Annotated in this window: 14 protein-coding genes; 8 read left to right on the plus strand and 6 right to left on the minus strand. The window is 52.3% G+C overall.

What is annotated here, in order from left to right:
• Window positions 1-34: 34 nt before the first annotated feature.
• Together GCD22_RS04480 and GCD22_RS04485 are read right to left on the minus strand one after the other, a co-directional pair.
• Entirely contained in the window at window positions 35-763 is a 729-nt protein-coding gene (locus tag GCD22_RS04480; RefSeq protein ID WP_065975078.1) for a hypothetical protein, read from the minus strand.
• A 436-nt stretch (window positions 764-1,199) separates the two neighbouring features.
• Window positions 1,200-2,432: an IS256 family transposase gene (locus GCD22_RS04485; protein WP_425321088.1), complete on the minus strand. Its 1,233-nt coding sequence runs from the start codon at window positions 2,430-2,432 to the stop codon at window positions 1,200-1,202.
• Window positions 2,433-2,844: 412 nt separating this feature from the next.
• Here GCD22_RS04485 and GCD22_RS04490 point away from each other — a divergent pair, with 412 nt between their 5' ends.
• Together GCD22_RS04490 and GCD22_RS04495 are read left to right on the plus strand one after the other, a co-directional pair.
• The gene (locus GCD22_RS04490; RefSeq protein ID WP_081577540.1) at window positions 2,845-3,684 is read left to right on the plus strand and encodes a glycosyltransferase family 32 protein; all 840 of its coding nucleotides are present in this window, start codon (window positions 2,845-2,847) and stop codon (window positions 3,682-3,684) included.
• A 31-nt stretch (window positions 3,685-3,715) separates the two neighbouring features.
• Window positions 3,716-5,131, plus strand: a complete 1,416-nt coding sequence (locus tag GCD22_RS04495) for a glycosyltransferase family 25 protein (RefSeq protein WP_244947617.1) — start codon at window positions 3,716-3,718, stop codon at window positions 5,129-5,131.
• Between the two features lie 17 nt (window positions 5,132-5,148).
• Here GCD22_RS04495 and GCD22_RS04500 read toward each other — a convergent pair whose 3' ends face one another.
• Window positions 5,149-6,381, minus strand: coding sequence for an IS256 family transposase (locus GCD22_RS04500; protein ID WP_306670500.1), 1,233 nt, complete (start codon window positions 6,379-6,381; stop codon window positions 5,149-5,151).
• A gap of 192 nt (window positions 6,382-6,573) precedes the next feature.
• Between GCD22_RS04500 and GCD22_RS04505 the strand changes: the two genes are divergently transcribed.
• The gene (locus GCD22_RS04505; protein WP_153940469.1) at window positions 6,574-7,308 is read left to right on the plus strand and encodes a glycoside hydrolase family 16 protein; all 735 of its coding nucleotides are present in this window, start codon (window positions 6,574-6,576) and stop codon (window positions 7,306-7,308) included.
• Between the two features lie 216 nt (window positions 7,309-7,524).
• On the opposite strand, the gene GCD22_RS18130 is transcribed toward GCD22_RS04505, so the two are convergent.
• Window positions 7,525-7,989 carry a hypothetical protein gene (locus GCD22_RS18130; protein ID WP_211371692.1) on the minus strand — a complete coding sequence of 155 codons (465 nt, stop codon included), beginning with the start codon at window positions 7,987-7,989 and terminating at the stop codon, window positions 7,525-7,527.
• Window positions 7,990-8,788: 799 nt separating this feature from the next.
• On the opposite strand from GCD22_RS18130, the gene GCD22_RS04515 reads away from it, so the two are divergent.
• Entirely contained in the window at window positions 8,789-9,007 is a 219-nt protein-coding gene (locus tag GCD22_RS04515; protein WP_065974025.1) for a hypothetical protein, read from the plus strand.
• A 96-nt stretch (window positions 9,008-9,103) separates the two neighbouring features.
• Here GCD22_RS04515 and GCD22_RS04520 read toward each other — a convergent pair whose 3' ends face one another.
• Together GCD22_RS04520 and GCD22_RS04525 are read right to left on the minus strand one after the other, a co-directional pair.
• Window positions 9,104-9,469, minus strand: a complete 366-nt coding sequence (locus GCD22_RS04520) for a surface-adhesin E family protein (protein ID WP_139112093.1) — start codon at window positions 9,467-9,469, stop codon at window positions 9,104-9,106.
• A gap of 21 nt (window positions 9,470-9,490) precedes the next feature.
• On the minus strand, window positions 9,491-10,099 hold the full coding sequence (locus tag GCD22_RS04525) for a DUF4124 domain-containing protein (protein WP_081577537.1): 609 nt from the start codon (window positions 10,097-10,099) through the stop codon (window positions 9,491-9,493).
• On the opposite strand from GCD22_RS04525, the gene GCD22_RS04530 reads away from it, so the two are divergent.
• From GCD22_RS04530 to GCD22_RS04545, 4 genes are all read left to right on the plus strand, one after another.
• Window positions 10,088-10,333: a hypothetical protein gene (locus tag GCD22_RS04530; protein WP_065974022.1), complete on the plus strand. Its 246-nt coding sequence runs from the start codon at window positions 10,088-10,090 to the stop codon at window positions 10,331-10,333. The two genes, GCD22_RS04525 and GCD22_RS04530, sit on opposite strands and share 12 nt — an antisense overlap.
• A gap of 1,477 nt (window positions 10,334-11,810) precedes the next feature.
• The gene (locus tag GCD22_RS04535; protein WP_153940470.1) at window positions 11,811-12,047 is read left to right on the plus strand and encodes a DprA-like winged helix domain-containing protein; all 237 of its coding nucleotides are present in this window, start codon (window positions 11,811-11,813) and stop codon (window positions 12,045-12,047) included.
• A gap of 128 nt (window positions 12,048-12,175) precedes the next feature.
• The gene (locus GCD22_RS04540; RefSeq protein ID WP_065974079.1) at window positions 12,176-12,430 is read left to right on the plus strand and encodes a type II toxin-antitoxin system Phd/YefM family antitoxin; all 255 of its coding nucleotides are present in this window, start codon (window positions 12,176-12,178) and stop codon (window positions 12,428-12,430) included.
• Window positions 12,423-12,683, plus strand: coding sequence for a Txe/YoeB family addiction module toxin (locus GCD22_RS04545; RefSeq protein WP_065974078.1), 261 nt, complete (start codon window positions 12,423-12,425; stop codon window positions 12,681-12,683). Before GCD22_RS04540 ends, GCD22_RS04545 begins: the two co-directional genes overlap by 8 nt.
• Window positions 12,684-13,129 lie beyond the last annotated feature (446 nt).

The raw sequence follows: 13,129 nt of genomic DNA on the forward strand, positions 1-13,129 counted from the left end.
CGCAGATTCCAGCACAACGGTCCGTTTCAGGTGTTCAGTCACCCAGTTCGGTGTCAACCCAGTCCGGAGTGATACCCCTTGCGCCTTCTGCGATACGGAAACAGCCTTCTGCGCAGACAGCTCGATGTTCTGCTTTTATGTGTACGATTTCGACAAGCCCTTTGATGTAATTCGTGCCGTCGGGGCTCACAAAATGTTCACCGTCCACCATCACTTGATGGGATCCGCCACCGAGATGGAACTCTAAATCTCTATTTTGCACCGACCCAGTAGGGATGGATCTGACGGGGATCAGGGCAATGTCGCCCTGACGAATGATCGCGCTCAGTTTACCAAGGGGTACCCCGAATATCTTGGACTCCGACCATCGGACCACGTCTTGCGGGGTGCTTTGCTGCAGTCCTTTCATTTTGAGTATGCTGCTTGGCAACAGATGTGAAAATAGTTGTCCTTCATCATTCCCAACCAAGTAATACAACTTCTGGACATTTCGGTAATACCCCTCTCGCTTGAGATAAACTCGGCGAAACTGTATGACTACCAGTTGCCTGGATTCGTCGTAACCATAAATGCTCATGGACCGCGCCTCAAACCCGCCACGCCTGTTGAGCGAACGGATGCCGCTCTCAAACCCCATCAAATCGACAACATTTTTGTATAAGGCTTTGGTGGCTGAAGGTATATTCCCGTTGATCGCACCATATACATCTCTGGTTACTTGGGGAAGACTCTGGCTGTTAACCAACTGAATTGAGTTGTTCATTTCGCTACTCCTCGTCGACAAAGTGGGCCCGCTCTTCTCAAGCGGGTGAGGAGTATAGGAACCCTAATCGCACATCCCCTGGGTAAGGGGATCGGCATGTTCAATGCGACCAGTTGGAAGAGGCTTGGAAAGTGGCGTCGGGGACTTGATGGTTTCTGTTTTCAATTTCCCAATGGCCACGGGCCCCAAATCCAACAGATTTTCGGGAGCCTCCGGGAGTAGCACGATCTGGGGTCAGACTGATGATTCCGAAGGCGGAGGCGTTTGGGGCTGACGAGATACGTTCGGCGTAGATCTAGGTCAGGGTGCTGGCGAGCCGGCAGAAATTGAGGTGGTTCAGTGGTATTTGCTAGAGGTAAATGTTATAATTCAAGCCTGACAAGCAGTTAGCTGGAGCTATAGTCAAATCTGGTGTATGAGCATTTTCTGACATAGATCAGGCGGCGGTCTGTTGATCATCCGGCAGGGTGAGGTTAGCCGGTAAGCCATCGATAAATTTCACCCCTGCAAAAAGCTGCAGGACTTTCTCTGGAGCATAAATCCCAATCCAGCGTTTTTCAGCCTGCTGCAGCATCTTGAAACCCAATCCCAGAAAGCTGCTGCGTGATACACAGTTCTTCGTCCGGGTAGTCCGGTGGCGTACCGTAGCGAAGGTGGACTCAATGGCATTGGTGGTCCGGATATGCCGCCAGTGTTCGGCCGGAAAATCATAGAAAGCGAGCAATTCAGCCCGATCTTTTTCCAGTTTAGCCACGGCCTTGGGATACTTTGCCTGGTAATTGCGCACAAACACGTCCAGTGCTTTTTCCGCAGCCTGGCGATTGGCGGCCATCCAGATTTCCTGCAACGCTGCCTTGGCTTTGCTCTGTTGGGCTTTGGGAAGTTCGTTGAGAATGTTGGCGGTCTTATGCACCCAGCAGCGTTGCTGACCAGTTTCGGGATAGGCTTCATCCAGTGCGGCCCAAAACCCCATGGCACCATCCCCAATGGCGAGCAAAGGGGCCGTCTCCAGACCGCGCGCCTGCAGGTCACGCAGGATCTCCAGCCAGGAAGCTTTGGATTCGCGCAGGCCGTCACTGACACTGACCAGCTCTTTCTTGCCCTCTGCCGTCACGCCGATAATCACCAGCAGGCAGATACGCGGATCCTCCTCCGCACGGAGGTTCGTATAAATACCGTCTACCCACCAGTAAGCATAGCGCTTTCCCTGTAGGGAGCGGTGTTGCCAATGGGCATACTCTTGCGCCCACTCCGCCTTGAGACGTCCCAACACCGCAGGTGAAAGTCCCTTGGCCTCATCACCCAGCAAAATGGAAAGGGCTTCCTGCATGTGGCCGGAAGACACCCCATGCAGATAGAGCCAAGGTACTGTAGCGGCTACCGTTCGTGATTTGCGTACATACGGAGGCGCCAGTACCGAATTGAATTTGATCCCCGATCCTGAGCGGTCCCGCACCTTGGGTACTTTGACGGGTACCGGACCCAGAGCGGTCATGATCTCGCGCTCCGGCAGATGCCCATTACGCACGACCGCCTGACGCCCATCAACCATCCGCACTGTCGCAAATTCTTCCAGCAATACCGCCACCTCTGCCTCTATGGCCTGCTCAATCAGAGAGCGTGCCGCGCGTCGAAGTATCCCTTCAATGCCCAGACCCAACTCTCCCATCCCACCTGCTATTACGGTATTCTTTTCCACGGCGTACTCCTTATGTTGCTCTTTGAGTCGGAAACCCTTTGTAGCAACAGTACGCCACCTCATTCAAGCCAGTTGTAACGCGCCCGTACACCACTTTCGAGCATAGCTCAGTTAGCTGTCAGGTGGCGAAGCTGTAACTGATTGTCTACGGGGCTGATTGGGTTGGCTATCTCACCATTGGCTAGAAATGTCGCCAAATGGCTCTTTGCATCTTCAACAAAACTGATCAGGCTCTGTGAACTCTGGTCGGAAGGGGGTCCTCGGTTGCTTAGCCAGTTTGTATGGGTGCTAACACAACGACTATGGTTTAATGACTTCAGAAGGTGTATGTCGGCCTTATCAACTAACAACATCAGTTGTTACCAACCCAATAATTCTCTAGATGCAGCCTGAACCAGACAGCCCTGAGCACCATCGACAACGATCAGAGTTCATCAGAAACTTGGTTCAAAGGCAATTCGTTCAGGAGCCGCTTGACGATGGGCTGCTGCAAGCCACGCCCAGAACGGTCGTGCAGTTTTGGCATAACCAACGACAGATGCCGGATGACGTTAAAGAGTGCATTGACTCTTGGGTGCGATGGGAGGCGAAAGGTTTTAAGCATCGACTATTTGACGAGTGTAGCGCGAAGGTGTTTATTGATCACAATTTTGGGGTGCGCCACAAGCAGGCTTTCGAGTGTTGCTATCATCCGGCCATGCAGGCCGACTACTTTAGGCTCTGTTATCTGTTAGTCGAGGGAGGCCTCTATGTCGATGCAGACGAAGTTTGCATTTCTGCGGACATTGGCTGTTTGTTTAACGGCAGTCGGCTGAAGGTTCAGCCTCTGTGTTACGACATCGATTCTGGAACAATGGTGAGCCCGTCCGTTTTTCTGAGTGTTGACGCCTTCGATTCAAGTTGGATTTTTTACTTCAATAACAATCCACTCATTGCATGCCGGGGGCATCCGATTATTGAGAATGCGCTTAGCAGGGCGACAATTCTTCTTGAACTCGCTGGTAAAAACGAGTTGCCGGAAATCCAGGCGACGACCGGTCCTGGAAACCTTTCGAAGGCGATTTTCGAGTTTGACACCATCTTGGGATGTGTCGAAAGCGAACTACTGGTGTTACGTGACTGGGATGCATTTGCTATATCAAAATGGCCATTGAGCTACCGCAGCGATGCTAGGAATTGGCGGCTCTCCAATCAACAAAAGTTCTATCGTAACGGCGGTTAGTTTTCGAATGAACCTTTCAAAGCCCCTGCGCATGGTATCGCGCCTGCTGTATTCCTTGTTCCTGCAAGGCCGGCTCCACCTGCAGCGTCAACAGTGCCTAGCGTTCGTCTCACATTCCGACGTTCGACAAACAGGTATCGATCCGATTTTTGTCATAAACTTAGACAGGCAGCCGGACCGATGGACTGCCATATATCGGGAGCTCGGTCACATCATGGATGCCGCTGGTAACCCGCTATCGGAGCGAGCCATTAGATACTCGGCATGCGATGCGTTGACCAATCCTGACGAATTGTTTGGCACTGCTGACATTACGCCTTATTACACGCTAGGCGATCAGCTATTCGTTGAACCGCAACCTGACGCTGTCCCAGACGCGTTTGACTTGGAGCGACCGATTAGGATGAGTGACGCAGAAGTCGCCATTGCGCGCTCCCATATCGATATCTGGAAAACGATTGCAACGTCCGATGCCTCTTACACTCTTGTGCTCGAGGACGACGTCTGGTTCGGGCATGACTTTGGGCAGCTTGTCGATCAGGCTTGGTCTGAGATGAAAGTAGCCAATTGCGCCAGACCAGCCTTCGATATGCTGTACCTGTCTTATCAGGAAGTGCGCCACGGCGCGCCAAAAGAATTCGTTTCAAAGACCGTATTTCGCCCGGAACGCGGTCTTTGGTATTTGTCTGGGTATGTGCTGTCGAAGAAAGGCGCTCTGTTGCTACTTGAGCTTCTTCCCTGTCGCGGTCCCGTCGATCTCTGGATAAATCACATGTTCCGAGAAATGGACGTCCGGGCTTTGAGACGTTCAGTGATCAGCCAGCGTCTCGATCTCAGCTCGACGAACTCATACTCAATCCTACCGACATTGAGCCGAATTGGTATTATCGACGGCGGTAACACGGCACTTTTTCAGCGGCGGCCGACCTGCTCCCCTGTGTTCGCATTTGGAGCTTCTGGGTTCCGAATGTCATCGCTCGCTATGGCACTCTTGATGCTTGGTTATCGTTGCTGTAGCGATTTTGACCGGATTCCGGAATGTGAGTTAGACAGCCTTCTTAATGGCCGCACCGATCGTGTTTTCGACGCCTACGTAAACATCGAATCGCTTGTGCCGCATGCTAGGGTGCTCACGCAGCGCTTTCCGCACGCCAAGTTCATCGTGATCGACGAAGTGGCAGGAGCCGCAGAAGCTCTAGATGGCGGTGCGCTGGAAGGGGCGGACGTACTTCGTTTATATGGCGAAACTCCCAACACTTGGCGTGGGCTTTGCGAGCATCTGAAAGTCGCACCGCCGATCGCGCCTTACCCATCTGTTCGTTATTTTGGGCAGCGAAGGTATCGGAGCGCATCAGTCGACGAGCTAACGACCCGCCCAGCAAAACAACTTAGGCACGACCAGTCGCCGTGGATTGTGGAACGAGCTATAGTCAAATCTGGTGTATGAGCATTTTCTGACATAGATCAGGCGGCGGTCTGTTGATCATCCGGCAGGGTGAGGTTAGCCGGTAAGCCATCGATAAATTTCACCCCTGCAAAAAGCTGCAGGACTTTCTCTGGAGCATAAATCCCAATCCAGCGTTTTTCAGCCTGCTGCAGCATCTTGAAACCCAATCCCAGAAAGCTGCTGCGTGATACACAGTTCTTCGTCCGGGTAGTCCGGTGGCGTACCGTAGCGAAGGTGGACTCAATGGCATTGGTGGTCCGGATATGCCGCCAGTGTTCGGCTGGAAAATCATAGAAAGCGAGCAATTCAGCCCGATCTTTTTCCAGTTTAGCCACGGCCTTGGGATACTTTGCCTGGTAATTGCGCACAAACACGTCCAGTGCTTTTTCCGCAGCCTGGCGATTGGCGGCCATCCAGATTTCCTGCAACGCTGCCTTGGCTTTGCTCTGTTGGGCTTTGGGAAGTTCGTTGAGAATGTTGGCGGTCTTATGCACCCAGCAGCGTTGCTGACCAGTTTCGGGATAGGCTTCATCCAGTGCGGCCCAAAACCCCATGGCACCATCCCCAATGGCGAGCAAAGGGGCCGCCTCCAGACCGCGCGCCTGCAGGTCACGCAGGATCTCCAGCCAGGAAGCTTTGGATTCGCGCAGGCCGTCACTGACACTGACCAGCTCTTTCTTGCCCTCTGCCGTCACGCCGATAATCACCAGCAGGCAGATACGCGGATCCTCCTCCGCACGGAGGTTCGTATAAATACCGTCTACCCACCAGTAAGCATAGCGCTTTCCCTGTAGGGAGCGGTGTTGCCAATGGGCATACTCTTGCGCCCACTCCGCCTTGAGACGTCCCAACACCGCAGGTGAAAGTCCCTTGGCCTCATCACCCAGCAAAATGGAAAGGGCTTCCTGCATGTGGCCGGAAGACACCCCATGCAGATAGAGCCAAGGTACTGTAGCGGCTACCGTTCGTGATTTGCGTACATACGGAGGCGCCAGTACCGAATTGAATTTGATCCCCGATCCTGAGCGGTCCCGCACCTTGGGTACTTTGACGGGTACCGGACCCAGAGCGGTCATGATCTCGCGCTCCGGCAGATGCCCATTACGCACGACCGCCTGACGCCCATCAACCATCCGCACTGTCGCAAATTCTTCCAGCAATACCGCCACCTCTGCCTCTATGGCCTGCTCAATCAGAGAGCGTGCCGCGCGTCGAAGTATCCCTTCAATGCCCAGACCCAACTCTCCCATCCCACCTGCTATTACGGTATTCTTTTCCACGGCGTACTCCTTATGTTGCTCTTTGAGTCGGAAACCCTTTGTAGCAACAGTACGCCACCTCATTCAAGCCAGTTGTAACGCGCCCGTACACCACTTTCGAGCATAGCTCTTGTGGAACCGCGTGCGAGTTGGAAGGGAATCAGGGCGAGCGCATTCAATCAAATGGAAGCATCATTCTCATCACGGGTGATCTTTGAGGACAACCTGGCTGATATCCAGCCAGCACGGTGGTTGTTGCGAAACGATACATTTCCCGGGAATCTTGGACTGTTTCGCCCTGCCAATGTTATCCCACAACTGAGCGGTGGCCTTTCACTGACGGTTATCAAGGAGCCGCTTGGCGTTCGAAATCTTAGTGCGGCAGCGGTCTCCAGCAGAAGTAATTTCTTGTTTGGGCGCTTCGAAGTTGCGCTGCAAGCGACGAATGTCCCAGGCTTGGTGACCGGATTTTTCCTTCACCGTGAGTCGCCCCGACAGGAAATTGACGTCGAGATCACAGGTAATCGTCCTGACCGGCTGTTGGTCAACGTATTCTACAACCCGGGTTCAGAAGGGGCGAAGTTCGACTACGGTTACCGGGGAACCCCCGTTAGCATTCCGTTGGGGTTTGACGCATCAAAAACCTTACATCGGTTTGCCATTGAATGGGATCCATGCTTCGTGCGGTGGTTTGTCGATGGTGAATTAGTTCACTGTCGCGTCACATGGGGTCCGACTCCAATTCCTCACCTGCCCATGACGTTGCATGTCAATACGTGGCCAACCCGCTCTCATGAGCTTGCAGGTCGGTTGGCACTCCGCGCGCTACCGGCGTCAGCTATAGTACGCCGAATCTCCGTTGACTCGTTCAATGCTGACACGCGACCGCAATTGGCTTCTGTCCCAGAGGATATTTGAATACCTACAAAGCTCAGAAGTTAACCTAAGTGTAGTGTTGCATCTGTTTACTGCTTAAGCGGCTGTTGGAGCGAATGACCTTTTGCAGTCTTCCTGCTTCTCCATAAAATGCGGGTGTTGACCCGGGAAACCCGCTCAGGATTGTCCGTAATCTGGCGGGCATCCAGTAGCGGACGGAGGGGTGGATGGGGTTTAGGCGCAACCTTCATCCGGGGTTTAACCCGTGGCGCGATTTTGGGGGAAAGCAATTTGCGGGGAAAACAAGAGGATCAGTTGATCCAGTTTATCCGTCTGGCGTTCCAACTTGTCTTCGAAGCGATCCATTCTCGCCGTGGCAGCCGATTCGGCATGCTCCATCCGAGCGCCAAGAGTAGACTCCAGGTGCTCCATATTTACGCCGAAGGCTGATTCCAGCTGCTTCACTTGGGCCTCAAGACCGGATCCCATCTTGCTGATTTGGTCCTCAATACGGTTCATGCGGCCATCCAACCGGGTTTCCATGCGCGCTGAGGCTTCCGTTGCCTCATGGCGTTGCGCAAGGATCTGGGCCACCTGTTCACCAAGCCGTTTACTCGTCTGACCTTGCACGCCACGGACCTCGGCGATTTGCGCCTTGATCGCGTCCAGTTCAGGCACCCGAAAAGCCGGTAGGGCTTGTTCAGCGTCGTCGGCCATCGCCATGAGCACGCTCCCTTGAAAGAATCGATAATTAGCATAAGCCGCCGGTAGAGGGGAGGCAACTTGGGACCTGAATATTTCTGATTATAGTTATAATCAGAAGTCGTTCCCAGGGGGTGTCTGACCCCCCCAGGCAGCGTCAGGGCTTGCGGTGTTTGCGGGTGCGCCTGCCCGCCCGTGTGGCTCAGGTTGCCGTGCGATCGAATACCTGAGTTGCGGGGTTTTTGGGACTATGAGCCATCTAAAACCAACAGGAAGATTGACTATTTTGCCCCGCATACGGCTTTTATGAGAGCCGCACCAAACGTACCGGGGGCTCCATAAAAGGCTTCCCTAGACCCTCGTCCTCCTGAGTACGTGACAGTGCCGTGTAGGTAGTCAGTCTCTTGTATGTCTCTGATCAAGCCTGTAGTGCAGTTTATTTTATCGAGACTCACTATCTCGTCATAAAAATGAGCGCCCACTTCCTGTCGGTGGTCACATTTAAGCTTTACCCAAAACTCCCCAGGTGAAGTCGCCTGCATAGCCCATTCAGTTTCGCCATTACTCCACGCCAGCTTTACCCACTGGGCCGCATAGGCGTTTGCAGCGGTTCCGGCCAGAAGCAGCGCCAAAACCGCCAATCTCAATTTCTTCATACTCCCCCCCCCAGAATGGCATTGCATCCACCATCTGCATGGTAACCTGTCCTTAATATCGTGACCATGTGGTACATTCTGTCCGCAACCAACAGGAGGATCGCCTCATATTATTTAGCACCGATAGTACCGTCCAATTTATGTTAGGCCATTAAGGAGCATGCATGACTACACCACTTATTCGCCAAGTCGGGAAAGCCGACGCCAGCACCCTCGAGGATCTTCTTCTCATCATGGCTAAAAATATGGAGCGTTCGCTAATGGAAGCTGGTGCAACTCCAGGTAAAGACTATTCAATCCGCGACCTATACACATTGTCGACACCATTCGCGCTTGAGGTCTTCAAGAAAAATGAAATGATGACATTCGCTGTAGAGTTCTAAGTTACCGCCTAATTGGCGTTTCACACCAAACCCCAGGACAGTAGTTCAGTGGGCGCGGCCTGCACCAGATGCCACCGATTGCTGTGCAGCCGTAGGCTACTTTTTGGAGCAGACTGCATTTAGTAAGACCGCAGATGCTGTTCCTGGGGCTGCGTATTGTTTGGGCTCATGGACAGACTCGCTTTCCAATACATGGTTGCCTAGATATATCGATATTTGAAGTTCTTTAGTCCAAGCGGCGGCGCAATTTACTTTAGTTAAGGAAACTATTTTATCAAAATATTCCCCAGCTTTTCTTTGTGGAACGGAATATTGCATCTTCTCCCACACACAATCGTGGGGCTCAGCAGGCGCGATAAATAGAGCGTTGTCGCTTGCGTGCCCAATCTGCACCCAATTCGCTCCATACGCCACACCAGTCAGCCCCATCAGAGCCACCAGCGCCAAACTTATTTTTCTCATTTTACACATCCCAGAGCTCTATTAGTTTTCTTGATAAAGACCGCCGCCAACATCTGTATAAGTGTGGCCGTTTTGCCCAACTGCTAAGCCTCCACCAATCCCAACCACGGTGCCTCCGTTTCCATTTACAATGGGAATTGCTTGGCCCTGATTGCTATGATGACGGGCAGTGGCAGTATTTGGATAGACCCCATACTTCGCCATCTTTGCATCCTCTTTCGCTTCTTGTTTTACAAGCCGGACATCTTCTGCAGCAAGAGCCTTCTGTTTTTGTCTGGCTTTGTACTCCGCATTGGAAGCCGCGTTGGCCGCCAGGATTTCTGGATTGGCCCTCGAAATAGACACTTCAACACCGCCCTCAGTATAAGCGCCGTGAAAGTGACCGCCCATACCATTTTCTGCCGAAGGTGGCGAGTCGCTGTAGGTATCAATCCCGTTTTCTACCCACTCATATATAGTGGCTTGGGCCATCCCTGCATACCCTACTACCGCCATCAGCATAGCCACTCCCAGTTTTTTCAAGACAGCCCCCCAGAATGGCGTCACTTCATCGTTTTGTAGTTTAACATTGGCGTGGGGAATATCTATATGTATCAATTTACGAAGGAGAAATAAAATATGTATAAACATACGATGACCCTGAAGCGGGACGGGATGAAGGGGTTTTTGTCCAGGCAACGTATTGGAACTGATGTAATTAATGCTCTGAACGCTATTTCAGGGGTGAAAGAGCCAGAAATCGTGAGTGAGTCAAATGAACAAGTAAAGCTCACGTATTCATGGGTCGACGATGGCAACTTCATGAAAATCGACGATCAATTGGCGGGCTTTGGTCTTGCCCGCGTGGAGGTCGAACAAGCCTAGGAGATACGCCCTGACGTTTTAATGTCCTGCAGAACGGGTTTTAAGATTCCGTGACCCGTCACGTTATTTTGTTACTGTAACGGTCCATGCTTGAGACTCCCGGATTGTTAATACGCTGGTCTGGGTCCAAACAACACGAGCAAAAGTGGCAATTAAGTATCCGGGTCAATGGTCATGTTGCCCGCCAGGACCTCTCCGCCCTCTATTTCTTTGAACCGGGTGCATGGCACGATGTACCGGCGGATGGCGAAATCTTGGGTGGAACCGTTGTGGTTGACCGGGATGATAGATTGGGTGCGGACGCGCTATAGGTCCGTGCATAGGCGGGTGAAAAACGGGACGTGCGCCCTGTCGAAATCCTGGTCTGAATATCGGATGAACCACCGGGTGAATTACTCTGCCCCGCATCACCGGCCCGGCAATCCGACGAACGGGATATGGGTGGTGAAATACCGGGTGCATGGGTCCGCGATAAAAAGGCCTACCCCGGTATAAAGGGATCACGCGGGACCGCCATATCCGGTAATGCGCCATGTCCGCATGGTGCCGAAACCACCAATGGGGATGGTGCACCTGATACCAGGGCGCCACTCTGGATCGCCACCAGAAGAAATAGGGTTGGTAGGGATAAGTCGGTGGTGGCGGCCCATATTCGAGCGGGAGTGGCAAGAAGCTGGTTGCCGGTAATAGATACCAAGGACCATAGTAGTCCGTGCTGTACAGCCAGCCATTGCCCGTCCAGTCGTAGTAGTAATTATCATATGCGTACACAAAGTTTGACACGTTAGGCAGGTAATACGCATTGACCCCGTCTCCGACGGAGAACGCGAAATTTATCTGTGCGGCGGCCATTGGGCTCGAAGCCGCCCATGTTGCGAACAGCAGTAGCCCCCAAAACGTGACTGACAGGAAACTGGATATGAAGTAGTCACGATACTTTTTCCTATGAGCATCCATGGCATCACCGCCACCGCCTGTGGTGCCACCATCCTCGGTGAATGGGGGGATGCCCACGGTAGCCGTACCCATATCCGCCAGGAGCAACGATGCATCCTGAAAGAATAGCTACCGCAACCAGGGTGGTGATCAGCCGCAGAACCCGAAAACTTCTGCGTTGAATTTCTGTGTATTGATCCATGCGCATAGCAATGATCCTTTCCTGAATTGTTTACCCTCAGCCTAGCACAAATTCGTCCATCCACAGATAGTCAATGTGTTAAAAAATGTGATGATTTTCGCTTGCGCCAGGCGATGTACAGCGGTACGGTAGAAAGCAATGAGGCATAGCGAACCTGTGCGGGTTCGTTTCGTCAGGTCCTTGCCCGGAAGGACAATGCCGAGCAGCCCGGGAATGACGTCGCGCGTAGTTCCTCTGACTAGCCCACACCGATGTGGGCTTTTTTCACCTCAGGATGGCGGCCATGATACTATCCCCGAAACCGTAATCAAAGGCGGACCGTTCAATATTAGGATGTCCATGGATAGACTGACTCTCCAAGATCGGGACCGCGTTATCGCCTGCCTGCGCGCAGGTCCCATGACTGTGGCTGAAATCAGTAAACAGCTGCATCTCAGCGCCAGTCGCATCAACAGCATCATCCTGGACATGGAACGTCATAGCCAGGTACATGCGCTACGCTGTGTCAAAAGCATCAGAGGACACCCTGTCAATCTCTGGGCGCTGAAAACCATCCCCCTGGAACACACGCAATAAAAGCCACATTTGGGATTGTAGCCAGTGATTAAATCGCATCACTTCGCCATACGCCAATCAAAATGCTGGACGAACAACCCATAACCACCTAGTCTTGTACTCTAAATTGTACGAGAGGAAAAACAGCCATGCACATAGTCAGCTATTCAGAGGCCCGGAGCCATCTCAAGGAAGTGATGGACCGCACAGCGGCAGATGCCGATGTCACGATCATCACCCGACGCGGATCCGCCAATGCGGTTCTGTTATCCCAGGAACATTACAACAGCCTCATGGAAACGGTCCATCTGCTCCGCTCGCCAGCAAATGCCGCACATCTGGCCCAATCCATTGCCCAGGATCAGGCAGGGAGCCGAGAGCCCCATCGTTTAGCCGATGCCTGAGCGCATCTGTTGGACGCTGGCCGCATGGGAAGATTACCAATACTGGCAGAGACAGGACCGCAAAACTCTGCGGAGAGTAAACATGCTGATCCAGGATTGCCTGCGGAACCCGCATTCCGGCATTGGCAAGCCTGAACCATTAAGGGAAAACCTTTCCGGATACTGGTCACGGCGCATTGATGACGTGAACCGGCTCGTTTATCGCAGTACGTCAGAAGAACTCATCATTATTTCAGTTCGGTATTACTATTAACGCAATCGCTTCACAGGAAGATTCCGCAAATGCCTAACAGTTTTCAAGAATGGATGAACGAATTAAACCACTTCGCCAAGGACGCACATCACAAGGGGATGCTGTTCGAGCGGTTCATATAAGTTCACAAGATCTGATTGACCCCTGAAGGTTCAATTTCTGATGAATTTTAGGTCTAGACGAATCCTGAACATCCCGCGTTTTCAATATTGCAACAAAGACAAGAAATCCAGGGCGCGGACAAGGTTGGTTAGGCGGGCTTCAGGAAGTCTCAGGACAGATGTTGTCCTCAGTAATCATTGTCTTACAGGTGTGGCCACGGTGGCCAAGGTAGAAAAGAAAACCTTTTTTGATCTATCGGTTTTATCCTGATACCCTTTTTTTTCTCTTTTTTTAAATATACCCTGTCCACTTTGGGCATGCTTATTATTCCCAACATAATCAAC

It is taken from the genome of Acidithiobacillus thiooxidans ATCC 19377, assembly GCF_009662475.1.
GTDB lineage: Bacteria > Pseudomonadota > Gammaproteobacteria > Acidithiobacillales > Acidithiobacillaceae > Acidithiobacillus > Acidithiobacillus thiooxidans.